This is a genomic window from Zunongwangia profunda SM-A87, from assembly GCF_000023465.1.
GTDB lineage: Bacteria > Bacteroidota > Bacteroidia > Flavobacteriales > Flavobacteriaceae > Zunongwangia > Zunongwangia profunda.
Window position 1 is genome coordinate 4,350,156 of sequence record NC_014041.1, and the last position, 22,409, is coordinate 4,372,564.

The following is a 22,409-nucleotide window of genomic DNA, read 5'->3' on the forward strand; positions in this document are numbered from 1 at the left end:
TAGTGCGTTGTATGTGCAAATGATACGCTCTACACGTCACACTAATTTTCTTATTTCAATTACACTTTGTTTATTCATTGTTACCCCTTGTTTCTTTACCGTACTTAGCCTTAAAAAATGGGAAATGATGCGAAACCAGCAATAGTATAATCAATAGTGTACTGGTTATACCAATTAAATACATCCCATATCCTATGGCAATGCCAACACCAGCACTGGCCCAGATGGTAGCGGCCGTTGTTAACCCTGATATGGTATTCTTTGAACTGTCCCTAAAAATGATACCCGCTCCCAAAAAACCAATACCAGAGACAATATTGGCGACAATCCTGGTTTGGTCTGCCACTTCAATATGTGTATTGATGATAGTTAATAGTGCCGCTCCCAAACAAACGGAAGCATAGGTCCTTATGCCAGCGTCGTGACCATGAATTTCACGGTCAAGCCCAATCAAGAAACCCAGCAACAAGGCAACCAATAATCTGGGAATTAGCGTTATTTCAGTTTGCAAATCCATATCATAAAACGTAATATGTTTCAGGTTTCTTTTTCTCGGGGATGTCCTCATCACCTGTCATCTGCTTTAAATTAATTTCTATAGTTTGAGCCAAATCGGTCATTGGTGTGTCCATTGGGTCGTTTTCAAAGGGATCCTGCATTAAAATCGAGGTCTTCTCAATGGCTATAAAGATGATAGGGATAGCGATGGTAAGCCCAATTTCCACAGATAGGTAATTATCAGACAGGCCGAATGGTAGCATTGTGGCAAATACATAAATGATAAGGTGGATTAACAGGCTATGCGCTTTGGGGAAAACCGTATTTTTGATCCTTTCGCATTTGCCCATTGAATCGCAGAGACGCGCAATAGTGCTATCAATTTGTACCTGTTGGAATTTATTGATCACCTTATCGTTAAGGGCTTCTGATAAGGCTTCAGAATGTTTTAATAGAATAGCATTAGGAACATTTTGATCATTAATGTCCTGAATTTTTAAAAAGCCAGCTACCTTAGGGGAAAAATCCACTTTCCTTAATGACTCACCCAGTGCATAGCACCACGTAATTTGTCGTAAAACTATTTCTTTAATCCTAAATTCATACTGACCATCCTGCCGGTCATAAAAGGTTATGCCCTGTCGTACCAAAGTACGGGAGTCGTTGACAATGGCGCCCCAAATAATACGGGCTTCCCACCAGCGTTCATAGGCTTGATTGGTTCTGAAACCTAACAGTAGCGCTACAGCAGTCCCGAAAACACCTGTAACGGCAATAGGGATCGAAATTTTACTCAGAAAACCAAATTGGTCCAAAACACCAATTGCTATAGCATAAAATACAATAAATAAAATATCATATTTAATATATTTAAGAAAGGACCAGATGGATATTCGTTTATTTAAGAGCATTTCATTTGATTATTAAATTACTGGTTGTCCAATTTCAAAACCATTTGGGCAAATTGTACCTCTATGGTGTCATCGATACCCTCTATTATGGAATCCAAACCAGTATTAGAAACCAATAATTGTCCAGTTGCACTTATAAGACACGACATACGTAAACCTTGTTCTATATGAGTGATGGTTGCTTTAAATTGTGATTTAAAGGCTTTTCCTTGATAAGTAACATCTATCAGCCAATTAAAGTTGATAGGGTCGTGCCGTTTTGACAAAAAATCAACAGAAGGCACCGTACCGGTAAACCGAAGCATCAAGGGGTCTTCCTGCCTTTCCAGCATTGCGCTGATTTCAGGGTTGTTGGTCGATAGCGTTTTAAGGTCGAGTACCCCACTGACCACTTTGGAATCATAGTCGAGATATAAGGCCAATTTATGACTTTCTGCCTTAATGGGTAAATTCTCAACCATTGCCATCATCTCAACGTGGCCTTCTTCGGTCCTGTAAATTTTTTGGGCGTTCGCTTTCAGAAAACCAAAAAACAGGATTATTAAAACATAGTATTTCATCTATTGTTTTATTTCAGTACCGCAATTAGGGCAAAATTTTGCCTCGACTGGCACACTCTCGTTACAGTTACTACACTTGGACTTGCCTAAAGGTGAACCGCACTTTTTACAAAAGGCTGCGCTCTCTTCATTTTTCTCACCACAGGCCGTGCAACGAATCATAACCTTTGCATCTGGATTATTTTCCCTATAATCATAACCGCGCTTATTATGATGCCCGCGGGAATGATGGCCTCCATATCCGGAGCCTCTAAATAAATGTTTTAAAAATCCCATATCAATATATTTTTAGTTTATTCTTTTGTTAATCACCAATGCCATGTCATTACTCACTTTCAATCCATATTTTGGCCTCCTGTTTCTCGTCTGGATCGAAATATTTAATTTCGGCATTGCAAAATGGTTTCATAAACTGGGCCGCCCACTTTCGCCATTTTTTTTCCCCTACCAATGCTATTTTTTCGTACTCCTTTTCGTGGCCAACATCTTTAGAGAAATCTTTCCATAGACCTTCTATATGCCAGCCTTGAAAATCGTTCATCTCTAAATACCACCGAATCTTTAATCCTTTTTCAAGAATACTATGGATAAGGGGATGTATTTTTTCAAGATCGTGTTGATTTAATTTACCACTGGCGACCGTGACAACCACATTCTCTCTTTTTATATCTGTAATCTGCAACATATATTAAATGTAATTTGAACAAACGTGCAACGTAAGTGCCACAGTTATTCCCGAAAGCCCCCTATGAAGTTACTTTAAATTATACTGAGCCTTTATACTATGTATAAATCCCAGAGCTGCTAGCAGAGCGAGTTCTCCTAGGGCAAATAGATAAATTTTATTTTTTATCCTTTAGCAGGAACGCCCTGCGTTTTTCGAACTCCTTTTCGTCGATTTCGCCGCGGGCGTACCGCTCCCTCAGGGCTTCAATTGCCCTGTCCTTTCTGTTTTTCTGTCCCGGTGTGGGGTAGGGAATTAAAAATATCCAGAAGATGAGGATTATCCATAAACCCCACCATATCCAGTGCATTCCCCCAAAATATCAGTCGTCCATCATAATCTTTCTGTTTAAATTTATTTAACTTTTTTAATGATTTCCTTTCTCCATCCATTCCTTGGCCAAATCTTTTTCTTCAGGGCTAAAGAATTTAATATGTGCCCTTGTAAAGGGAATCAAAACTTCCGTAAACTGTTCCTTCCATTTTGTATTTCCCACCAATGCAACCTTTTTAACGCGTTCTTCGTTCGGAAGTTTCAGTTCAATGCTCTTCCAATACGCACTTGCGGTCCACCCCTCAAAATTTTCCATTATTAGTAATAAGCGAAAAATGATAAGACGGAAATATTTATATATCACATCTATGTCCCTAATTGCGGTACAAATTTTGTACGGCAGGAGGATATTTTATTTACACTTATTACATCTCCCCAGCGCTATTTTAATAAGGCACTACTGGAAGAGGATGGGATTCTATTTATACTTTTTCATCTTTCTATGTTATTTTGAATTAAATGGCATTCACTCTTTCTTTAAAATAAGCTGGGCAAATTTTATTTCTATGGATCCTTCAAGTCCAGGAACCACTTGATTTAAGCTTGGGCTTATAGTTTTCTCTATAAATCCACCGGCACTTAAAAGACAGGAAAATGTAGGACCTTGGGGGATGTGGGTCAATGTCGCTTTAAAGTAGTTTTGCACTTCTTTATTAGGAAGCCTGATCGTTACCAACCAATTAAAATCAATTGGTTCATGTGGGCGCAAAAGGAAATCCTCAACCGGGACCTTCCCGGAAAATCTTATCCATATAGGTGCTTGAGTACTTTTAAGATAGGTGGCTAGCTGTGGATTATTTGTGTCTATAGTTCTCAAATCTATGGAACCCGTAATTTCTTTACTTGTGTAATCAAAAAACATGGAAAGTTGATGGCTTTCCGCCTTAAATGCATTGCCATCTATATTAGCTTTTATAAGGATATGCCCCTCCCGTGTACTGTATATAGTTTGGGTATGCAGGATAGGAGCCAGCATTAAAAAAAATATAGTTAGTTGTCCTTTTCCCATTATTTTTCCTGCCTAATTTTTTTCTGGTCCTTTGGTTCATTTTTATTTTGAAGTATATTTACCCGGTGTTTATATTCTTCCTCGCTTATTTCGCCCCGTGCAAAACGCTCCCTTAGAATTTCCATTGCTCCGTCTTTTTTCCGTTTTTGTCCCGGGGTGGGGTAAGGAATTAAAAATATCCAAAAGATAAGAATTATCCAAAGTCCCCACCATATCCAGTGCATTCCCCCAAAATTCCAGTTGTCCATCATAATCTTTCTGTTTAAATTTACTTAACTTTTTTAATGATTTCCTTTCTCCATCCATTCCTTGGCCAAATGTTTTTCTTCAGGGCTAAAGAATTTAATATGTGCCTTTGTAAAGGGTATCAAAACTTCGGTAAACTGTTCCTGCCATTTTGTAATTCCCACCAATGCAACCTTTTTAACGCGTTCTTCATTCGGAAGTTTCAGTTCAATGCCTTTCCAATACGCACTTGCGGTCCACCCCTCAAAATTTTCCATTTCAATATACCAGTACACTTTATGGTTTGCCTGTATATGGTTTTTTAATTGAGATATCAAATTGTCATAATCGGTAGCATCCAATCTATTTTGAGCTACCATATATACCTTGCTTTCTTTCTTATAAATTTTCATCATTGTTCCAATTTTTTAAATCAAAAAACTTAATCCAAGTCATTGCTACATTTCTCACAGACTCCCTTGGCCACCAGATTGATATCCTCTGCCACATAGCCTTCGGGCAGGTTTATCTGAGGGATTTTGTGCTCTGTAAGGCACACGGTTTCCCCGCAACTATTGCAATGAAAATGTAAGTGAAGGTCGTTGCCAACCTCGCATTCACAATTGTCTTCGCACAGGGCATATTTAATGATGCCGGTGCCATCCTCAATTTGATGCACGATTCCTTTTTCTTCAAATGTCTTCATAGTACGGAAAAGCGTACTCCTTTCCGAGCTTTCGAAATCCTTTCCAAGGTCGCCTAAGCTAACGGCCACATTCAGTTGTGCCAGCCGTCTATAGGTCATCAGGCGCATTGCCGTAGGGCGGATGCCTTTGCTTTCCAACTTTTTTACTATTTTTTCCATTTGCTATAAAAGTATTTAGGGATCGTAACGCTTTATGGATTCCCCGGTTTTTATCTGGAAGGCATCTTCAATATCGGAAAGATAAATTATTCCGTCACCGGGTTCAGTTGTTTTTGCATTCTCAAGGATAATATCTATTGCTGATTGTGCTTCTTCGTTTTGACATACCAGTTCTAACTTTACAACCGGACTGTCTGTTACACGGAAATCTAAAGAAGGTGATGCGCCTTTTGCTTTAAAAGCCCCGGTACCTTCCCCCTGGGAAAGCGTCATACTTTTGAATCCACTTTCACTAAGGGATTCTATCACTTTTTGAACTCGTTTCGGTTTTATAAATGCTTTTATTTCTTTCATTGCTGTAATATTAATTTTAGTATTAAGGATGAACCCTCTGGAATTTTAATTAAGACAAACATTTAACAGAGAGTCCATCCATCTAATTTTTTTAATTTAATGACCATGGGAAGTCTGGCTTTTCTGCATTTCAGAAACCAGATAATAGGCATTATTATAGGCAACCAACGTACCTTCAGGCAGAGGCTCCAGCAGTTTAATTTCAACCCAACCATCTTCATTTATTCCCGTTCTAACCTGCACTGGTTTCAATTCCCATTCGGTTTCACCATCTTCCTGGTGTTTTTGGGCCGTAAAGATGTAGGGATTTCCTTCTTCTTCAATTATTGCTTCTTCCGGTAAGGCAGGAACAGCTTCTTCACCGGTCCTGATTTTTCCGTTTATATACATCCCCGGAATTAGAAAATCTTCTTTATTATCGATTTCTGCATGCACATGTACCGCTTTGGGGTTTTGTTCAAATTGTTTCCCCACTGAATAAATTTCCCCGGTTAAATTACTGCCTGGAACCGATTCCAGTGTAAACGCAATCTTTTGGCCTTCTTTCACCTTATAAATATCTTTTTCAAAAACCATTAGATCGGCATGCACATATTCATTATCAACTACCATAAACATACTGGTCTGAGGGTCTACATATTGTCCTACCTGTACCAGTACTTTTTCAATATAACCTCCAATTGGGCTTACTACCGGAATATATTCATATAATTCACCGTCTCTAACCTGGGAAGCATTTAGGTTTAACTGCCGTAACTGTGATTCATACCCCCGCACTTCACCTTGTACAGACTGGTAATCTGATTGGGTTTGTTGAAAAGATTTTCCAGATCCTACCTCTGCTTCATATAAACGTTTCTGTCTTTCAAATTCCTTTTCCAAAAATTGCATCCTACTATATGCATTAATATAATCAGACTGCATTCTGGTTAAATTTGGGTGAGAAAGATAAGCCAACACCTGACCTTTATTTACCTTATCCCCCTCAATAACCTTTATAGAAGTTATATTACCGCCTAAAATTGCCGTAACGGTAGCTTCATATTGTGGCGGCACTTCTAACTGGCCATTGGCTTCCACAATACCCGACAAAGCTTTTTTAGGCAAGGTATCTACTTTAATCCCCAGACTATTGAATTTCATTTCTGAAAGATGTACCGAACGCATCCCACCTTCTTCTTCACCGTGTTCTTCATCTCCTTCCTCACCGTGATTTTCACCTTCTTCGGTATTAGTAGTTGCAGTTTCACTGGAAGCATCTTCCCCTGCCGCAGGATTTTCTTTACATCCAAAGAATATGCTGAGCGTTAAGGCAAGCATTAGAATATTTATTGATCTTGTATTCATATCGATTTTCTTATTTTAATTTTTAATTTGAATTCTTAAGGTAATATTCCAGTTGGTAGCGGCTGTCGAGATAATCGTTAAAAGCACTCCAGGCATTTACCTCGATTCTAATGGCATCTCTTATATTTTGGAGAAATGTCACATAATCGATAGCGCCTTCCTTAAAGGCCAGCACTGATCCACCTTGTTGCTCTTTGGCCAGCGGAAGTGCTTCATCCCTATAATAATTCCATGAGTTTCTCCATTTGATGTAGTCTTCACGCATATTTTTATAGGCGGTTTCCAGTTCGATTTTATCCTGATAAAAGTTTTGCTCTGCAATCTGTCTATTTACTTGTGCTTCCTGTGTACGGCCTAATTCCGGCCCAAAAAACAGCGGAATTTGAATTCCTATTTGATATTGGAAGAAACCCGATTGCCCGGCTATTTCCTGCCTACCGTACTGACCCTGAAATTTGGGCAAAAATTCAGATTTTCGTTCTCTGGTAACCGCTTTGGCAACATCTATCCTTTGTTCCGAAACCTGCAGCAACGGATGATTTTCAAGCGACTCTACCAGAAAGTTTAAAGGTTCGTCTAAAGTTTCAACAGGCAAATCTGGTACATCATAGATTGTGTCACTAACGAACCATAGGTTTAAACGCTGTATTGATTTCAGGTAATCTCGGTACGATTGTTCCAGCTGTATTTTAACCTCATTCCCCTGATTTGAAGTAGCAAGATACTCCAGTTTAGAGGTAGCTTCTGTTTCATACCTGATTCGTGCTGCTCTTTCAATGTCTTCAAAAATTGAATCCATTTTCTTATATACCCGATACCTCTTTTTACTTGTATAAACTGAAGCCCAGGCCCTGCTTACTTCACGTTCCACTTCTAAGGTATTTAGTTCTAAAGCATTTTCAGCAAGGGCCACCCTTTCTTTCTGTAATTTCAAACGGGGAGCTATTCCAAAAACATCTATGCCTTGTTGTTGAACACCAATTTGGGTATAGATCCCATCAGAGCCATTTCCTACCTCTTCTTTTCCTGTAAAGATTTGGGTATTCCCAAAATCATAGGCGGTTTTACGCAATACTTCCTCACTTTCAATTTCAAGTTGGGCAGCTTTTAATTGTGGAAAGTTTTGGATTGCCATTTCTTTAGCCTCTTCCAAACTAATAGTTTGTAAAGAATCCTGTATTGGATTTTCCGATGACATTTCATCAGATTGTGCATTTACGGAAAAGGTTCCGCCTAACATCAAGCCAATTATCAAAATTGTGGCTAAAGATCGTGAATTGGAAGAACCAAGCTTGTTCTGTTCCTTTTTCTCTCGTCTCTTCTCTACAAATGTATAAAGGACAGGAAGAACAACCAGCGTAAGTAAGGTAGCTGTAAGCATGCCACCAATAACAACCGTAGCAAGGGGTCGTTGTACTTCAGCTCCTGCTGACGATGAAAAAGCCATCGGCAGAAATCCAAAAATATCTGTTGTTGCTGTTAACATAATGGGACGTATTCGTTCTTTGGTTCCTGTAAAAATTCTATCTTTTATACTGGTTACCCCTTCTTCTTTTAAGGAATTAAACCTGTTAATAAGCACCAGCCCGTTTAAAACGGCAACCCCAAACAATACAATGAAGCCTACACCAGCTGAAATACTAAACGGCATATCTCTTAACCAAAGAGCAAATATTCCTCCAATAGCCGCCAGTGGAATGGCTATATAGATCATAATTGATTGGGAAAAAGATTGGAGTGCAAAGTACAGAAGCACGAATATCAGAAATAGAGCGATGGGCACTACTATTTGTAAACGCCCTTTTGCTCTTTGAAGGTTTTCAAACTCCCCACCATAAGTAATGTAATATCCTGGAGGTAAATCTAACTCTTCATCCAATTTTTGCTGGATGTCATTTACCACAGATTCCACATCCCTCCCGCGGGCATTAACTCCCACATAGGTTCTTCTAAAGGTGTTATCCCTGGAAATTTGCATAGGACCCGGTACATAACTAATATCAGCTACTTCCTTAATCGGAACCTGGGTTCCATCCGGCAGATCTATATAGAGGGTACGTAAATCATCAATGCTTTGGCGGTGCGCCTCATCAAAACGTATTACCATATCAAACCGCTTTTCCCCTTCAAAGATCACTCCGGCCGTTCCTCCGGCAAAAGCTGCACTTATATAATCGTTAATCTTTTCAATGTCCAATCCATATTGCGCAATTTTTTTACGATTAAACCGCACCGTCATTTGTGGAAGACCAGATGTTCGTTCAGGGTTCACATCTCCTACGCCCGGTATAGTCTGTATTATTTCAGCCATTTTATCAGCTTTTTCAGCAAGAAGGTCTAAATCTTCGCCATATAATTTTACCGCAACATCTTCCCTGACCCCGGTAAGCAGTTCATTAAAACGAAGCTCTACAGGCTGGCTAAAAACCAGGTTGACTCCCGTAAGTTCTTCATTAAGTTTCTCTTTGATCTTTTCTATCAATTCCTCTTTAGAACTTGCCGAAGTCCAATTATCCATATCCTTCTCTAATACAATAAACATATCGGCAATATCCATAGGCATTGGATCAGTAGGGATATCGGCAACCCCAATCCTCGCTACGGCGGTTTCTACTTCCGGGAAATTCTCAAGAAGGATATCTTCTATTTTTGTGGAAACATCGATTGTTTCACTCAACCCACTTCCAGGCCTGATTAACGCCTGCATGGCGATATCCCCTTCATCAAGTTGAGGGACAAATTCCCCTCCCATTCTGGAAAAGATAAAACCGGCTACTATAAGTGAGACAACCGCAGACCCCAATACTATGAACTTCAATCTTAAAGCTCCTTTTAATAAAGGCATGTATCCTTTTTGAATCCCTCCAATAATTTTATCACTAACTTTTTCCAGCCAGCGTTCAAACTTTCCAAACCAGTTCTTTTTATTCTGAATTGGTTTCATAAATAAAGCAGACATCATAGGGACATAGGTAAGGCATAAGAAAATAGCACCTATCATGGCAAAACCAAAAGTAAATGCCATTGGCCGAAACATTTTCCCTTCTACCCCCGTTAGAAAAAGAATGGGCGCAAATACGATAAGAATGATAATTTGTCCAAAAAAGGCGGAACCCATCATCGTACTTCCGGCATCATAGGCTACTTCATCCATTTTAGCCTTATTAAATTTTATTTTGCCGGAACGCATCCGTTTTTGTATTTCATATACCGTACCCTCAATGATGATCACAGCACCGTCTATAATAATTCCAAAGTCAATAGCTCCCAAACTCATTAGATTGGCCCAGACATTAAATTGCTTCATTAATATAAAAGCAAAAAGAAGTGATAAAGGAATGGTAGTCGCTGTTATAAGTCCACCTCTTAAGCTACCTAATAGTATCACCAGGGCAAAAATCACGATTAAAGCACCTTCCAGAAGATTCTGGGTCACGGTACTCGTAGTTCTTTCAATTAAAACACTTCTGTCAAGGAAGGGTTCTATTGATAAACCTTCAGGCAAAGATTGTTCTACCGTCTCCATACGATCCTGAACATTTGCAATTACTTTATTAGGATTTGCACCTTTCAACATGAGCACCATACCGCCAACAGCTTCACGGCCGTCCTGGGTAAAAGCACCATAGCGTACCTGGCTACCAAACTGGACCTCTTCAGCTGCATCTCCAATTGTTACAGGTACTCCATTTTCATTCTTGATAACAATAGATTTTATATCATCTAGTGACCTGATTAAACCCTCACCACGGATAAAATTGGCCATATTATTTTTTTCTATATATGCACCGCCTGTATTAACATTATTTTTTTGCAGGGCATCGAAGACTTGGGAAATAGAAACGTTTAACGCATTCAGTTTTTCGGGATTAATGGCAATTTCATATTGTTTTATAGAGCCCCCAAATGAATTTACCTCTACTACACCTTCGACGAGGGTCATTTGACGCTTTACGATCCAATCCTGGATGGTACGCAATTCCGTAGGGGAATAAACAGTGTCATACTCTTTTTGGGGCTTTATCGTATATTGATAAATCTCACCCAAACCTGTAGTAATGGGCCCCATAGCGGGACTTCCAAATTTTTCAGGTATTTGGTCCCTGACTTCGTTCAGTTTTTCCTGAACCAGTTGACGGGGTTTGTAAATGCCCATATCGTCCTCAAAAACAATTGTAACCACGGAAAGGCCAAACCGGGAAACAGATCGTATTTCCGTAACCCCGGGCAGGTTCCCCATTGAGAGTTCTACAGGATAGGTTACAAATTGTTCAATATCTTCTGTTGCAAGATTAGGTGATTGGGTGATCACCTGAACCTGGTTGTTAGTAATATCTGGCACCGATCCCAGGTTGACGGTCATCATGGACCAAATACCCGTCCCTATCAGCGCTAAGGTAAGTAGTCCAATAATAAATTTATTATTAATGGAAAATGCGATTATCTTATTAATCATATAAATAAAAATTTAATTCAGTTAAAATTCTTGATAATAATTTTGTGCCTAACAAAATCTATCAATAGGACCAAGGATCTAGTATGAGAACCAGGATTTGGTCAAAAAAGGATATAATTATCCTTTAAAAAAACTGAATTAAACTTTTGGAGGATCTAAAAAGGAAAGAATAGGTTCTTCCACTGAGCTGTCAAAATGGACAAAGGCTTTTGATGGAATTTCAATAATCAAAGCCTTGAAATTTGAAGAACCGAAATCTACTGTATGCACATGGCAGCAATGGCAACTACAAAAAGGAGGGCATAAATCTGCTACTTTATCATGTGAATAGTCGATATCTAAATTCTGCGTAGCAACCACTGTTACTTCTGAATCAGAAATCACTTGTGAAGTGTCACTATCATTACAGGCTAATAAGTTAAGCCCGAATATATATAGAGATAATATGACAGCGATAATTTTCACACTACAAAGATAAAAAAAAATCAATGCACAGATTGTGCAAAAAGAATAGGAACAGATTTCAAAAGGTTTATCACATAATTTGATAATAATTTCAATTAAAAAATTACCAAGATCTTATACTGAAGAATTAGAACATTGTTTTTTAATAAGCTATTTAATGAAATAGAGAATTATACAAATCCTTCAAATTACTAAGTTACACTTCGAATGAGATAGGAAATATCCCCAAATAATGTTAATTAACATTATTTTCTATTCAAATTTGGCTTTCCAAAAATGTTGTACCTATGTTGTACCCAGTCCATAAAAAAAGGCCTTACATTTCTGTAAAGCCTTGTCATTGCTAGTAGCGGGAACTGGACTCGAACCAGTGACCTTCGGGTTATGAGTTTGATACTTGACACCACTAAAAAAACACAAAACCCTTTATAATCAATTGTTTTAAAGATATTTAATATTTTATAAATTAGAATAAAACCATCCAAAATTAAATTATTCTGTACCTATTCTGTACCCCTTTTTATTTTAATCGTATCTTTATATTATCTTTAAAGAAGGTATTATGGCAAGCATCAAAATTGTTCGACGAAGAAATAAACAAAGGAAAGACGGGACTGCTCCACTAGCACTAAGAATAAGCGAAAATTATAAAACAAATTATAAGTTTCTGGGACAGTATTTACTTGAAAAAGACTGGGACAAAGTTGCTGGAAAAGCCAAAAGATCCCATCCAAATCACAAAAAGCTAAATAACTTCTTGATGAAGAAGTTAACAGAAGCCAATGACCTATATTTTGATTCTAAAGATGATAGCATCACGCCCAAACAAGCTAAACAAAAACTGAAAGGACCTGGAGGCTCTAAATCATTTTTTTTAATTGCTGCTGAACGTGTTAAAAGTAAATATGACCGTGGAACTTTCTCAGTAGCTAAATCTGAGCTTTCTATATTATATAACATTGAAGAGTTTTTAGCGCTTAAATCCTCCTCCCCCAAAAAGAAAGTGATTGCAGATATACAACAAAGAAGAAAGGATAGGGTTAGCAAGTCTCGTAAAGGTGAATATTCCTTTATGGACGGCATTAATCATTTTAAGAAAAGTAAAACCTTAAAATTCCGGGATATAGATCAAGCGTTTATAGAGAAATATAAAACTTTTTGTTCAGTTTATCTCAATCAGAAAACGCGCACTATTACAAATCAATTAATTTTTATAAGAACTCTTTTTAATATTGCCATTAAAGATGGAATTGTTGCTTCTAAATTTTATCCGTTTGCAGGAGAAAAAGAAAAAATACGGATTGGTTCTGGCAACAAAATCGGTCTTACGATTAAAGAAATTGAAAAAATAGAATCATTGGAATTTGAATCTCAATCATCAATCTGGCATACACACAATGTATGGTTAATTGCTTTTTACTTTGCTGGAATACGCATCTCTGATGTGGTAAAATTAAAATGGTCAGATTTTAATGATAGTAGGCTTTACTATATTATGAATAAAAATGAAAAGCCTTTAAGTCTTAAGATTCCGGATAAAGCCAATACCATATTAAATTATTACAAAAAGAACCAAGCAGAAAATAACGGATATGTTTTTCCTTTCTTAAAAGATACAGATCCTAAAAATGAGGAAGATATTTTTCGAAAAACAAGAAATGCAACAAAGTTGTTTAATAAGTACTTGAAACGAATTGCCAGCCAATGTGGTATTAACAAGAATTTATCAAATCATATTGCCCGGCACAGTTTTGGAAATATTGCTGGAGATAAAATTCATCCATTAATGCTACAAAAATTGTATCGACACAGTGACCTAAAAACCACACTAAATTACCAAGCCAATTTTATTCATAAAGATGCTGATGATGCCTTGGATAGTGTAATAAATTTTTAGTTGATTTTTTTATTCTACATTAAGTCCATAAGTCGGCAGTATTCTGGAGAAGCACTAATTATCTCCACAATCTGGTCTGTTTTATTTTTATTTCTTTAAGTTCATTAGAACTTACAAACTAAGATGTGTTTCTTATTTTTATCATAGTATTCAGCTTTCCAATAATGAGGGTCATTAATCTCTCTGTATTCAATAGATTCAATTTTGTGAGTCAGAATGAAGGGACCTTTTAGAAAAATAATTATTGAATTTTTATCTGGCCAACCATTCGAAGTCTCAACCACCTTATTTCCTTTTTCTAATTCCTTATCCAAAATAATCTTTAAGGAATCACTGAATTTCAATATGTCATTTTGGTCTATCATCGTAACAAATTACCGCCAACGCTTTGTGTAAGGTGCCTATCCCAAAGGGTATGCACTATAATCCGTGTGTGGTGTCGTATTTTTTATTTTTTCAATTAGTTCTTTTCCAAAATCGGAACTCAACTCATCTGTCCATCCAGAATAATGGCAGTAATATAATTTGCCTGTTTGCTCCCCTTCTTTAATCGCAATAATTCCATCGTCAAATTCTGCTAGATGGTAGTAGATTCCTTTGCTCTTTACTAAAGAACAGCAGGTAGAATATTCAGATCCTCACAAACCTGAGCTACACTGCCTTTAGCATAACTTAATTCTACCGCTTTTTGCTTAAACTCTAAGGTCTAATGTTTGGCTTTACGTCTCATAATTGCTAAATTAATAACTAGCAATAATATTCATTCAACTTGGTGTCCAATCTAATGTAGTAATTCCATTTATAAATTGGTATGCCCTAAAAACTCAATCTGTATCACTCAATTATCCCCTAGCCTAACGGCCACTATTAAAATGTTCGCCTAAAAATAAACGGTTTAGTCAACAGGATCTTCATGCTAGGTCGTACCAACCACACGAAGACTTAGTTATAGTAAATACTTATTTTTTTCGCGTGTAGATTCTGTAATACCCAACATAATCGTCCATTACTATTGAGTCCTTACTGAAATATAGAATTTTCTCCGTCGTAGGTTTTTGATAATAAAATCCATCTTTTCTTTTCTTAATTGTTTTCATTTTCTTAGCAATCTCGATGTATTTATCATCTGGAGCTATTCTAAATTCCAGTCGAATTGCATTATTCTTTTCGTCATAGTACCAAGTCCCAACAGATTCGTTTAACGGATTAGAACTTTGATAAGTACCATCACCATTTAGAACATAATTGTCCCTATTTACTTTTTCCACACCATTAAATCCAGTTCTTTTTTTTAATCCCTCATGTTTGATTTCCGTAACTTTTTCTCCTGAATCATTTTGTAACTCGATAAAAGTCCATTCGCCAACTAAATCATCTTTTTTGATTTTTTGACTTAATGAGATTGTCGATGTAATTAGTAGTATTACAAGTGGAATTAGTTCCTTCATAATTTTATAAATGTCCTTGTATGTTTATTTCTCTTTTAGAGATAACTAATCTACCGTATTTTTAATTGATTTAAAAGCATTTATAGCGACATATATATAAATTCCAGTAATTTTTTTGGATCGGTTTACCCCTAAAAACTCAACCTATATTACTCTCAAAATCCCTCCTAGCCTAAAGATTACTATTAAAATTCTCCACAAAAAATTAAAAGCCCCATAACTGGAAGTAAAAAGGATCTTCATGTGAGTTCGTACCGACCACACGAAGAATTAGTTATTGGCAAGCGTTTTTATTTTTCTTTTCCATTCATTTAAAATTTCAAAAGTATTGTTGGGATTTAATGTGCTTGTAGAGTTAAGTCTTTGAAAATCAACATCTGGAAATTGATTTATTGAATATTGTTTAAGGAAATATTTCTGTGCCTTTCCTCCGTTAAATAAGACGGTTTTGATATTCATGTTTCTTTGAAAGAAGGAATGAAGGTCGTTCAATACTTCATTTTTAATTTTACTATCGCTGCTACCAGTTCTTTCACAACTTTCGATAATATCCCATAATCCAATTCCATTGTCAAGTAATAACTTGTATTTTTCTGTTTTTGGCTTTGCTCCAACAAGTTCGTAGAAATCGTGATTCGGTTTAAGCGTCCTGTATATTATATCCCAAAAATGATTCTTAGCATTTCCATAGTAGCAGTTTGCCTCAAGAGACTTTTCTCCAGGAATAGTTCCTAATATTAGAATTTCTGATTTTTTGTCCACTAAAGGTTTAAAAGAGTTAATCCGTGTCATTGGGTCTTTTTAAGTGCTTGCCAACATATGTATAAACCTATCGATAAGTTTATTTCTCTTTTAGCGATGACTAATCTAAAGGATTTTTAATTGTTTTAAAAGCATTTGTAGCTACATATTTAAAAATTCCATTAGCTTTTATAAATTGGTATGCCTTTAAAAACTCAACTTATATTACTCTCAACACTTCCCTAACCTAACGCCTACTATTAAAATGCTCCACAAAAAATAAGCTACCGCTTAACGCCAGTAAAAAGGATCTTCATGTGAGTTCGTACAGACCACACGAAGAATTAGTTATTGTATGCAGTTTTTATTCTACATCATATCTAGTTCCATCTTTATATATTATTGCTGATACATTATAAACTCTTTTAGCTCCAGGAATTATTTCTCCTTCCATATCTAATTTCTGACTAGTTTCCAGATCACAAATTATACTAGTTCCATTTGAAAAACTTAGATTTCTAGTTATTACCAGTTCTTGGAAATAATTATCTTTCATTTTAAAACTGAATGAGTTTTCATTATAGATAGCCTTCCAATTTGATCTATTTCTTCTTAGAACAGGAGAAACAATTTCTAACTCGACTTGTTCCAAATACTCATCTTCTATCTCAGCTTCTTCAATTATAAATTTATTAAAGTCTGCTCTAGGGACAATTTTCTCTTGCCCAATTGGTTCTAAATCCCTATCCAATTCTTGTGTTGAAACTTTACTAATTTTTTCTTCATTTAGTAGTGTATTGTAAAAGTTAGATTTAGATATTTTTATCTTATTTGTTTCAGCTAGTACAATTGATAAGTTCTCAATTATTAAAGTATTAGCTTGCGTATTTTCTGGATCATTATCTTCTAATTCTCTTTTTAATTTCTCTATTGACAACCTGAGTTCTTCCTTTTTCAGTTTTTCCAACTCAGCGTCAGTTTTTATAGAATCCCCAACTACATCTGATATTATAGTTGCTGAAATTCCTGCTAAAAACGCGCCTATATATTTTGCTTGTTTTTTATGCTTTAGAACGAACTTGTATATTTCCTTTATTCCACCTTCTTCTAAAGCATAGGCTTCAGTTACAACTTGTATATCTAATATTTTAGATACTTCTCCGATAATTTTTAAGAGCTCATTCTCTGCTTTATTTAAAGTGTAAGCATTCATTGAATGAGATTTATCACTTAAGTAATAATGGATTTGAAGTGCATCCGAATCTTCGTGGAATTCGATCATAAAATTTATGTTATAGTTAGTATTTTCTCAAAAATTGCATACAACGATAGCTATAAAAATAGTGTTTTTTTAGAACATTAGTTTTATAGCCTGTTAAGGGACTTTTTTTTCCAACAATTGGTTTTGGGAGTGCTTGGTAGGGAAAAAATCTCCCGTATTCAAATCGGTAAACAATTAAATAACATTTTTTCCAAGCTGCACACGGGGTATTTATAGCAATATACGTATAAATTCCAGTACTTTTTATAGATTGGTTTGCCCATAAACACTCAACCTCGATTACTCTCAACTCTCCCCTCGCCTAACGGCTACTATTAAAATGTTCGCCTAAAAATTAAAAACCATATGGCAGTAAAAAGGATCTTCATGTTAGGTCCTACCGACCACCCGAGGACTTAGTTATTGGGGCAGTAATATTTGTCTAGTTATTAAAATTCTATAAGGTCTAATTCCTCTAATCTTATTGCCATGGCAGTAGCAGAAACTTTAAATAAGTCTGCTATCGAAATAAAACTGTTATTTCGATATCTTTCCGTTGAAGCTAGTTTTAAAGCTAAACCTCTTAAATTCTTACACTCGCTTCTTAAATCTGATTCTGAGTTCTTGCTAAAATTAAATACAGACTCATCATTAATTATAAATTTGTTAGTCCCGAAAATTTCGTAAAATACTTTTCTTATAATATTTTCTGGCATTAAAAAGTAAGAAGAAAATTTATCCGCTTGATATTCTTGTAAATTCTTTCTCATATCAAATTTACTTCCATCAATGGGTCTATCTCTATGCATAATATTTTGTTTATGTAATAGAGCGTGTCCTAACTCGTGAGCAGCAGTAAAATTTCGGATATTTTGATCAAAGACTTTAGAAACCATAACTACCCTTTCATTTTGATTGATAATACCCGCAATACTTAATTCTAAATTTTCTGGATTTTCGATTTGATCTACTGCCGCAAACTTATATGCTAATGCTTTTTGCAAAATCTTACCTGGGTTTAAAGCTTTAATGGGATGATCGGGAATATTGTCAGGCCAAACTATTTTTCTATTAAGCCAAATCGTATTTTGTAAATCTCTAGCAGCTTTTTCAATATCATTGTCTGATAATTCCTTTTTACTCTTTAGTTTCTTAAGTAAAGTATCAATCTGGTTGTGAAAGTTTTCTTTTTCTCTTACTTCATTTTCTAGTGTTTCAATTTTCTTGTCAGCAATTTTTAAGACTCTGGTATATTCACTTTTGAGTTTTTTTGCTTCTTCATTTTTTTTAGAAGTCCAATCATATTCATCACTACCGAACGAAAGAAAATTTAGTTGTATAATTGATAAGCATCCTGCAATGCCTGCTACAGATCCGCTTAATGCTACTTGAGAATCACCTCTAGCAGATTGAAAACCTTTATCAAATACAAATTTTGCTATATCTGCTAATTCAATGCAGAGTTTACCAATATTTAACGGGATTTCTATTGATTCTTTTAATTCCTTTAATGCTAATCTAGCAAGTTTATGGTTTTCAAACGGATCTTTTTCTCTGTTTCGTTCTTCTCTTGCATTTATTGTTTTTCCGAATTGAATTGCATCCTCATTGAAAAGCCTTGTTAATTCGGGAAAAATCCTTTCCTTTATTCTAGTATCCATTTCCACCAACGTAGGATATGCCTCTTTATATTTTGACCTTCGTTTGATATCAATAGTTAAACTTATAACAGTCACTAATAATTTGGCTGATAACATACCTTGAAACGCTGCTGCACTTCCAGAACCAGGTTTATGACTTCCTGCTCCAAATTTTTCCAAAAGTTCATCTGTGGTTATTTCAAGTAAGTTGATCCGCATCACCCCCGATTATTTAGTTAAAAAACAAAAATAACACAAATTATTCAGTTAAAATACTAATGATTTATTTAAATATAACCACCAATAGTCTTGTTTCGCCAGTTGTTTGAGTAAAGAAAAAGGTTTATCGGTTTAGTATTGGTTTGTTGGTCAAGTTCAATATTTTCTTTCAACGCTGCCGCTTATTGGCGATTAACCGTCTTTGTTAGCCTTCGTATGGTAGTCCATAATTGTATTTGTAATAATTTCTATTTGATTTGGAATTGTATCTCGTTTTCCAAGCTTTTCATCATTTTCAAGTAGATTTTTTATAACCATTTGCTTTAAGCGAGGATACATACTTTGTCCTTTTCCACCCAATTTTTGGTGAAGTTGATCTAATAAGGAGTTTAAGTATTCATATCTTACTTCAGCACCTTTCAATATCATTCTATCAATTACATCTTTCAAATCTTGATCTGAAATTTTTAAAGTTTTTTCCTCATCAAACGGTTTATTGAAAATTGCTTTTGATTTTAATTTTTCAGACCCATAAAAATCTTGGATCATTCCTTTTAAATGCGATTCTTTGAAATAGAAGAAAAGTATTAATTCATCAATTAATATGGAATAGGGTGTTCTATAAAATGGTATACTATGTAAAAATGTATAATTCTCAATTGAATAATTAGCCGCCCTAAGCAATTTATATCCTATATTCTTCAGATCGGAATCATTATTATCCGGTTTTATATCGCCAATTTTGTCTTTTAAATATTTAGATAATATTCTTTGTAATCTATTTTCTTCTTTAGGTTTTAATTTAAAATCACTCTCGGGTTGAAGAGATAGTCTCCATATTACTGATGACCAAAAAACGAAAGCAATGAATCCATCTGAGAAGCTGGTATAATTTTCCTCATCTGTGATTTTTTTCTGGAAAATTTTAGAATATTCACTCTCTAAATTTGCTAATCTTGATTCGCAGTTTTTACAGAAAAAGTAATCAACAATTCCATCTATTTCATTCTCTTCTATCAGTTCATCAGTCACATCACCATAAATTTCCTCCAATTTTTCAGGAAGAATTGATTGTCCAAAATAAGATGTAGTTTCTTTCTCAGTTATTACAAATCCCATTTCTTTATCTCTATCTGTAGATCCTTCTTCATTATCAATTCTTTTCATCAGAAAGTGAGGAACTATGTGAGATCCGGTTTGATCAGCGTCTTTATTACAAATTAAACATTTTTCCATATGAAGGCTAACAGTCTCGGTTCGTATCGCCAATTGGCGGAGTAAGGGACACGGATTTGTCGGCTTAGTATTGGTTTATTGGTTAAGTTAATTATTTTCTTACTAGCGGTGCCGCTCATTGGCGATGAACCGTCTTTGTTACCTGCTTTTTAAATTTATTACGGAATTAATTGGGATTACGGAATCCGTTTACATCAATTTGTTCTCTATCTGCCAATGGTTCTAAATAAATTTCTTCATTCAAATAACATTCGGGTCCTTGTAAAAAGTTTCTATCTTGGTTGTAACCAATGAAATTTTCATTTATTAAATCACCTATATAATTTCCCCTGTGGTTATATAAAATATTATTATTCATTGTTCCACTTCTTCTTCCGTTTGAATTATAGAATGAACCGTTTTCAGATATCCATCCGTAAAATTCTCCTGAGATTTTCCAAAGTCCTGTCATTATTTAGTATTTATAGCGGCTAATATTTCAAATTGAATTCTGTTTTGATTTGTTGTACTTGATGCCTTTGAAGAAGAAGCTCCGGCATTAAAAACTTGAACTACAGTAACTTTACCTCCTAAATCATTTTTGTTCTCTTCATTTGTTGAAATAGCAATATCAAAATTGATTTTGGTGTATTGATCTCTAATTCCTTCAGAAGAATTTGATTTATCTTTTACGTAGGTATTTCCTTCCAGGATACCATCAGTAATTTGCTTTATAGTTTCTGAAATAAAATCTTTTAATTCCATTCTTTTTAAAATTTAAATTGCAGGTAACGGTTTAGGTTATGATCACGTTGCGGAAAAGTCCGCGAGGACTTTTCGGCGTTGGTCACTAATTTAGCAAATATCCTGGAATTTCCGATAGGAAATTCCGCCGCAATGGATTATAACCATTGTTACCTAATGTGCCGACACATTTTGCTTGGAACGTTCTGATTTTTTTCCGTTATGTTTTTTCAATTCCGCTTTGTTTTTGTCCGCTAATTTGAATTATTGTTTTGAAACGAAATTGTCATTTGCAAAAAAGTCAGCGTAATGCATTTTAAAATTCAAGCATCGTGATTTTAAGTCCGATTAGCTTTTTTTTAAATTTTTTCCGTCCTGCTTTTAAATCCACGTTCTGTTTTTCGAATCCATTTTTTTAAACCTGAATTTTGTCAATTGGACTTGAATTGTTTTTAAAAGCAAGATTTCTTAATTTTTTATCCGTTGTGAAATTCAGTCCGTTTTAATTTTCTTGGAAACGAAAAGTTCAAATTCCCTCTGAATTGTCATTTGCAAAAAAGTCAGTTTTATTCCGCCGTGATTTTTTTCGGAGGCATTTTAGGTAACTCGTTATATCCATTTAAAAGTAACCATATATTATAACTATTTTCTGGATATCAACACTATAAATATACTAACCTCGCGTATAGAAAAAATACGTTTTACCGTAAAATGGAGAAAAAAGATAATTATAATCAGGAGAAATCAAACTCGGGTAGATTACTATTTACTCTTATTATTTAGAGCCTCAGCAAATTGATCCATTTCAGTTTTTTTAATTGAATCATATATTTTTGCAAATTCGCTTAATGTGAACCCCATACCTTCAACTATAGAAGTTAAAGTCGAAAACCTGACATCACTCTTAGCGTTAAAATTATCTGAAACTGTTGCTTTTCTTAGATCAGCATTTGCTGAAATCTTACCATAGCTTTTTGCAAATTTAGTAGTATCGTCAAAATCCAAATCCTTAAAAAGTTTACTCTGTAAAAGCAATTTATTTAATGCTAAAGATGCCCTAAGTTTGATATGGTTAATTGCTTTTTCTTCCATAAATGCAATTAACTATAACTTAAAATATTTTTCGGTACGCTTTGGCGTACCGAAAAATTATTCTATATTTATCTCAGTTTATTATATTTGCGAAACTTCTTTAAGTAAAAAATATTAGAAGCATTCGCTTTGAATCTCGTACTAGAAAACTGGTAATTTTTAAGCACACGGGAAGATAAGCACGGATGCTCACGACCCCGGGGCGTGAGTGTCGCTTATTTGTGTGCAGGTATACCAGTACCTCTAGTACAATAAGTGAACCACGCCCTTTTTTATTTTCGCAAATCGGGCAGTTTCTCTTCAAAATTTTCAAAGTGATTTTCTATATTTTTTAAGTCTCGCAATCCCAAAACATACAGTTTTGGTTATCACATCTTATGTCTAATGGTAAGCTTGTTGCGGGAC

General features: G+C 35.4%; 25 protein-coding genes and 1 pseudogene. 1 reads left to right on the forward strand and 25 read right to left on the reverse strand.

Going from position 1 to position 22,409, the window contains the following annotated elements; translation table 11 throughout:
• Window positions 1-70: 70 nt before the first annotated feature.
• The 15 genes from ZPR_RS19230 to ZPR_RS23150 form a co-directional block, all read right to left on the reverse strand.
• Window positions 71-568, reverse strand: a complete 498-nt coding sequence (locus tag ZPR_RS19230) for an MgtC/SapB family protein (RefSeq protein WP_233421324.1) — start codon at window positions 566-568, stop codon at window positions 71-73.
• Window positions 519-1,409, reverse strand: a complete 891-nt coding sequence (locus ZPR_RS19235) for a bestrophin family protein (protein ID WP_013073455.1) — start codon at window positions 1,407-1,409, stop codon at window positions 519-521. Before ZPR_RS19235 ends, ZPR_RS19230 begins: the two co-directional genes overlap by 50 nt.
• A gap of 17 nt (window positions 1,410-1,426) precedes the next feature.
• The gene (locus tag ZPR_RS19240; protein ID WP_013073456.1) at window positions 1,427-1,969 is read right to left on the reverse strand and encodes a hypothetical protein; all 543 of its coding nucleotides are present in this window, start codon (window positions 1,967-1,969) and stop codon (window positions 1,427-1,429) included.
• Window positions 1,970-2,245, reverse strand: a complete 276-nt coding sequence (locus ZPR_RS19245; protein ID WP_041579171.1) for a zinc ribbon domain-containing protein — start codon at window positions 2,243-2,245, stop codon at window positions 1,970-1,972. It lies immediately after the preceding gene.
• 49 nt (window positions 2,246-2,294) lie between these two features.
• Entirely contained in the window at window positions 2,295-2,654 is a 360-nt protein-coding gene (locus tag ZPR_RS19250) for a SpoIIAA family protein (RefSeq protein ID WP_013073457.1), read from the reverse strand.
• Between the two features lie 157 nt (window positions 2,655-2,811).
• Window positions 2,812-3,003: an SHOCT domain-containing protein gene (locus ZPR_RS23145; protein ID WP_083759793.1), complete on the reverse strand. Its 192-nt coding sequence runs from the start codon at window positions 3,001-3,003 to the stop codon at window positions 2,812-2,814.
• 57 nt (window positions 3,004-3,060) lie between these two features.
• The gene (locus ZPR_RS19260; RefSeq protein WP_013073459.1) at window positions 3,061-3,282 is read right to left on the reverse strand and encodes a SpoIIAA family protein; all 222 of its coding nucleotides are present in this window, start codon (window positions 3,280-3,282) and stop codon (window positions 3,061-3,063) included.
• Between the two features lie 210 nt (window positions 3,283-3,492).
• Window positions 3,493-4,035 (reverse strand): hypothetical protein, encoded by a 543-nt coding sequence (locus ZPR_RS19265; protein WP_013073460.1) that lies wholly within the window; start codon window positions 4,033-4,035, stop codon window positions 3,493-3,495.
• Window positions 4,035-4,286 carry an SHOCT domain-containing protein gene (locus ZPR_RS19270; RefSeq protein ID WP_013073461.1) on the reverse strand — a complete coding sequence of 84 codons (252 nt, stop codon included), beginning with the start codon at window positions 4,284-4,286 and terminating at the stop codon, window positions 4,035-4,037. The genes ZPR_RS19265 and ZPR_RS19270 overlap by 1 nt, the downstream gene beginning before the upstream one ends.
• Before the next feature lie 30 nt (window positions 4,287-4,316).
• Entirely contained in the window at window positions 4,317-4,676 is a 360-nt protein-coding gene (locus ZPR_RS19275; protein WP_013073462.1) for a SpoIIAA family protein, read from the reverse strand.
• A 26-nt stretch (window positions 4,677-4,702) separates the two neighbouring features.
• On the reverse strand, window positions 4,703-5,125 hold the full coding sequence (locus ZPR_RS19280) for a Fur family transcriptional regulator (RefSeq protein ID WP_008613756.1): 423 nt from the start codon (window positions 5,123-5,125) through the stop codon (window positions 4,703-4,705).
• A gap of 15 nt (window positions 5,126-5,140) precedes the next feature.
• Window positions 5,141-5,479 carry a P-II family nitrogen regulator gene (locus ZPR_RS19285; protein ID WP_008613762.1) on the reverse strand — a complete coding sequence of 113 codons (339 nt, stop codon included), beginning with the start codon at window positions 5,477-5,479 and terminating at the stop codon, window positions 5,141-5,143.
• Between the two features lie 96 nt (window positions 5,480-5,575).
• Window positions 5,576-6,826, reverse strand: a complete 1,251-nt coding sequence (locus ZPR_RS19290) for an efflux RND transporter periplasmic adaptor subunit (protein WP_187288243.1) — start codon at window positions 6,824-6,826, stop codon at window positions 5,576-5,578.
• A gap of 22 nt (window positions 6,827-6,848) precedes the next feature.
• On the reverse strand, window positions 6,849-11,282 hold the full coding sequence (locus tag ZPR_RS19295) for a CusA/CzcA family heavy metal efflux RND transporter (protein WP_008613766.1): 4,434 nt from the start codon (window positions 11,280-11,282) through the stop codon (window positions 6,849-6,851).
• A 138-nt stretch (window positions 11,283-11,420) separates the two neighbouring features.
• Window positions 11,421-11,747, reverse strand: a complete 327-nt coding sequence (locus tag ZPR_RS23150) for a DUF6660 family protein (protein WP_225573949.1) — start codon at window positions 11,745-11,747, stop codon at window positions 11,421-11,423.
• 562 nt (window positions 11,748-12,309) lie between these two features.
• Between ZPR_RS23150 and ZPR_RS19300 the strand changes: the two genes are divergently transcribed.
• The gene (locus ZPR_RS19300) at window positions 12,310-13,644 is read left to right on the forward strand and encodes a tyrosine-type recombinase/integrase (protein ID WP_013073465.1); all 1,335 of its coding nucleotides are present in this window, start codon (window positions 12,310-12,312) and stop codon (window positions 13,642-13,644) included.
• 104 nt (window positions 13,645-13,748) lie between these two features.
• Here the strand turns inward: ZPR_RS19300 and ZPR_RS19305 are convergent, their stop codons facing one another.
• The 10 genes and pseudogenes from ZPR_RS19305 to ZPR_RS19345 all read right to left on the reverse strand — a co-directional run bounded on the left by ZPR_RS19305 (window position 13,749) and on the right by ZPR_RS19345 (window position 22,004).
• On the reverse strand, window positions 13,749-13,958 hold the full coding sequence (locus ZPR_RS19305) for a hypothetical protein (RefSeq protein ID WP_148211770.1): 210 nt from the start codon (window positions 13,956-13,958) through the stop codon (window positions 13,749-13,751).
• A gap of 296 nt (window positions 13,959-14,254) precedes the next feature.
• Window positions 14,255-14,398: pseudogene (locus tag ZPR_RS23295) on the reverse strand (IS3-like element ISLbl1 family transposase); the annotation flags it as partial.
• A 205-nt stretch (window positions 14,399-14,603) separates the two neighbouring features.
• On the reverse strand, window positions 14,604-15,092 hold the full coding sequence (locus ZPR_RS19310; protein ID WP_013073466.1) for a lipocalin-like domain-containing protein: 489 nt from the start codon (window positions 15,090-15,092) through the stop codon (window positions 14,604-14,606).
• 270 nt (window positions 15,093-15,362) lie between these two features.
• The gene (locus ZPR_RS19315) at window positions 15,363-15,884 is read right to left on the reverse strand and encodes a DNA-deoxyinosine glycosylase (RefSeq protein WP_013073467.1); all 522 of its coding nucleotides are present in this window, start codon (window positions 15,882-15,884) and stop codon (window positions 15,363-15,365) included.
• A gap of 313 nt (window positions 15,885-16,197) precedes the next feature.
• Complete coding sequence (locus tag ZPR_RS19320) at window positions 16,198-17,115, reverse strand: hypothetical protein (RefSeq protein WP_013073468.1); 918 nt, start codon at window positions 17,113-17,115, stop codon at window positions 16,198-16,200.
• A 428-nt stretch (window positions 17,116-17,543) separates the two neighbouring features.
• Complete coding sequence (locus ZPR_RS19325; RefSeq protein WP_013073469.1) at window positions 17,544-18,953, reverse strand: cyclodeaminase/cyclohydrolase family protein; 1,410 nt, start codon at window positions 18,951-18,953, stop codon at window positions 17,544-17,546.
• A gap of 192 nt (window positions 18,954-19,145) precedes the next feature.
• Window positions 19,146-20,120 (reverse strand): hypothetical protein, encoded by a 975-nt coding sequence (locus ZPR_RS19330; RefSeq protein WP_013073470.1) that lies wholly within the window; start codon window positions 20,118-20,120, stop codon window positions 19,146-19,148.
• Between the two features lie 235 nt (window positions 20,121-20,355).
• On the reverse strand, window positions 20,356-20,640 hold the full coding sequence (locus ZPR_RS19335; RefSeq protein ID WP_013073471.1) for a 4-fold beta flower protein: 285 nt from the start codon (window positions 20,638-20,640) through the stop codon (window positions 20,356-20,358).
• Complete coding sequence (locus ZPR_RS19340) at window positions 20,640-20,933, reverse strand: hypothetical protein (protein ID WP_013073472.1); 294 nt, start codon at window positions 20,931-20,933, stop codon at window positions 20,640-20,642. The genes ZPR_RS19335 and ZPR_RS19340 overlap by 1 nt, the downstream gene beginning before the upstream one ends.
• Window positions 20,934-21,674: 741 nt before the next feature.
• The gene (locus ZPR_RS19345) at window positions 21,675-22,004 is read right to left on the reverse strand and encodes a hypothetical protein (RefSeq protein ID WP_013073473.1); all 330 of its coding nucleotides are present in this window, start codon (window positions 22,002-22,004) and stop codon (window positions 21,675-21,677) included.
• Window positions 22,005-22,409: the final 405 nt, after the last annotated feature.

Bases quoted from the DNA above. Each gene is read 5' to 3' on its own strand.
- ZPR_RS19230 (WP_233421324.1), bottom strand. From the start codon at position 568: ATGAGGACATCCCCGAGAAAAAGAAACCTGAAACATATTACGTTTTAT.
- ZPR_RS19235 (WP_013073455.1), bottom strand. From the start codon at position 1,409: ATGCTCTTAAATAAACGAATATCCATCTGGTCCTTTCTTAAATATATT.
- ZPR_RS19240 (WP_013073456.1), bottom strand. From the start codon at position 1,969: ATGAAATACTATGTTTTAATAATCCTGTTTTTTGGTTTTCTGAAAGCG.
- ZPR_RS19245 (WP_041579171.1), bottom strand. From the start codon at position 2,245: ATGGGATTTTTAAAACATTTATTTAGAGGCTCCGGATATGGAGGCCAT.
- ZPR_RS19250 (WP_013073457.1), bottom strand. From the start codon at position 2,654: ATGTTGCAGATTACAGATATAAAAAGAGAGAATGTGGTTGTCACGGTC.
- ZPR_RS23145 (WP_083759793.1), bottom strand. From the start codon at position 3,003: ATGCACTGGATATGGTGGGGTTTATGGATAATCCTCATCTTCTGGATA.
- ZPR_RS19260 (WP_013073459.1), bottom strand. From the start codon at position 3,282: ATGGAAAATTTTGAGGGGTGGACCGCAAGTGCGTATTGGAAGAGCATT.
- ZPR_RS19265 (WP_013073460.1), bottom strand. From the start codon at position 4,035: ATGGGAAAAGGACAACTAACTATATTTTTTTTAATGCTGGCTCCTATC.
- ZPR_RS19270 (WP_013073461.1), bottom strand. From the start codon at position 4,286: ATGATGGACAACTGGAATTTTGGGGGAATGCACTGGATATGGTGGGGA.
- ZPR_RS19275 (WP_013073462.1), bottom strand. From the start codon at position 4,676: ATGATGAAAATTTATAAGAAAGAAAGCAAGGTATATATGGTAGCTCAA.
- ZPR_RS19280 (WP_008613756.1), bottom strand. From the start codon at position 5,125: ATGGAAAAAATAGTAAAAAAGTTGGAAAGCAAAGGCATCCGCCCTACG.
- ZPR_RS19285 (WP_008613762.1), bottom strand. From the start codon at position 5,479: ATGAAAGAAATAAAAGCATTTATAAAACCGAAACGAGTTCAAAAAGTG.
- ZPR_RS19290 (WP_187288243.1), bottom strand. From the start codon at position 6,826: ATGAATACAAGATCAATAAATATTCTAATGCTTGCCTTAACGCTCAGC.
- ZPR_RS19295 (WP_008613766.1), bottom strand. From the start codon at position 11,282: ATGATTAATAAGATAATCGCATTTTCCATTAATAATAAATTTATTATT.
- ZPR_RS19300 (WP_013073465.1), top strand. From the start codon at position 12,310: ATGGCAAGCATCAAAATTGTTCGACGAAGAAATAAACAAAGGAAAGAC.
- ZPR_RS19310 (WP_013073466.1), bottom strand. From the start codon at position 15,092: ATGAAGGAACTAATTCCACTTGTAATACTACTAATTACATCGACAATC.
- ZPR_RS19315 (WP_013073467.1), bottom strand. From the start codon at position 15,884: ATGACACGGATTAACTCTTTTAAACCTTTAGTGGACAAAAAATCAGAA.
- ZPR_RS19320 (WP_013073468.1), bottom strand. From the start codon at position 17,115: ATGATCGAATTCCACGAAGATTCGGATGCACTTCAAATCCATTATTAC.
- ZPR_RS19325 (WP_013073469.1), bottom strand. From the start codon at position 18,953: ATGCGGATCAACTTACTTGAAATAACCACAGATGAACTTTTGGAAAAA.
- ZPR_RS19330 (WP_013073470.1), bottom strand. From the start codon at position 20,120: ATGAAAAGAATTGATAATGAAGAAGGATCTACAGATAGAGATAAAGAA.
- ZPR_RS19335 (WP_013073471.1), bottom strand. From the start codon at position 20,640: ATGACAGGACTTTGGAAAATCTCAGGAGAATTTTACGGATGGATATCT.
- ZPR_RS19340 (WP_013073472.1), bottom strand. From the start codon at position 20,933: ATGGAATTAAAAGATTTTATTTCAGAAACTATAAAGCAAATTACTGAT.
- ZPR_RS19345 (WP_013073473.1), bottom strand. From the start codon at position 22,004: ATGGAAGAAAAAGCAATTAACCATATCAAACTTAGGGCATCTTTAGCA.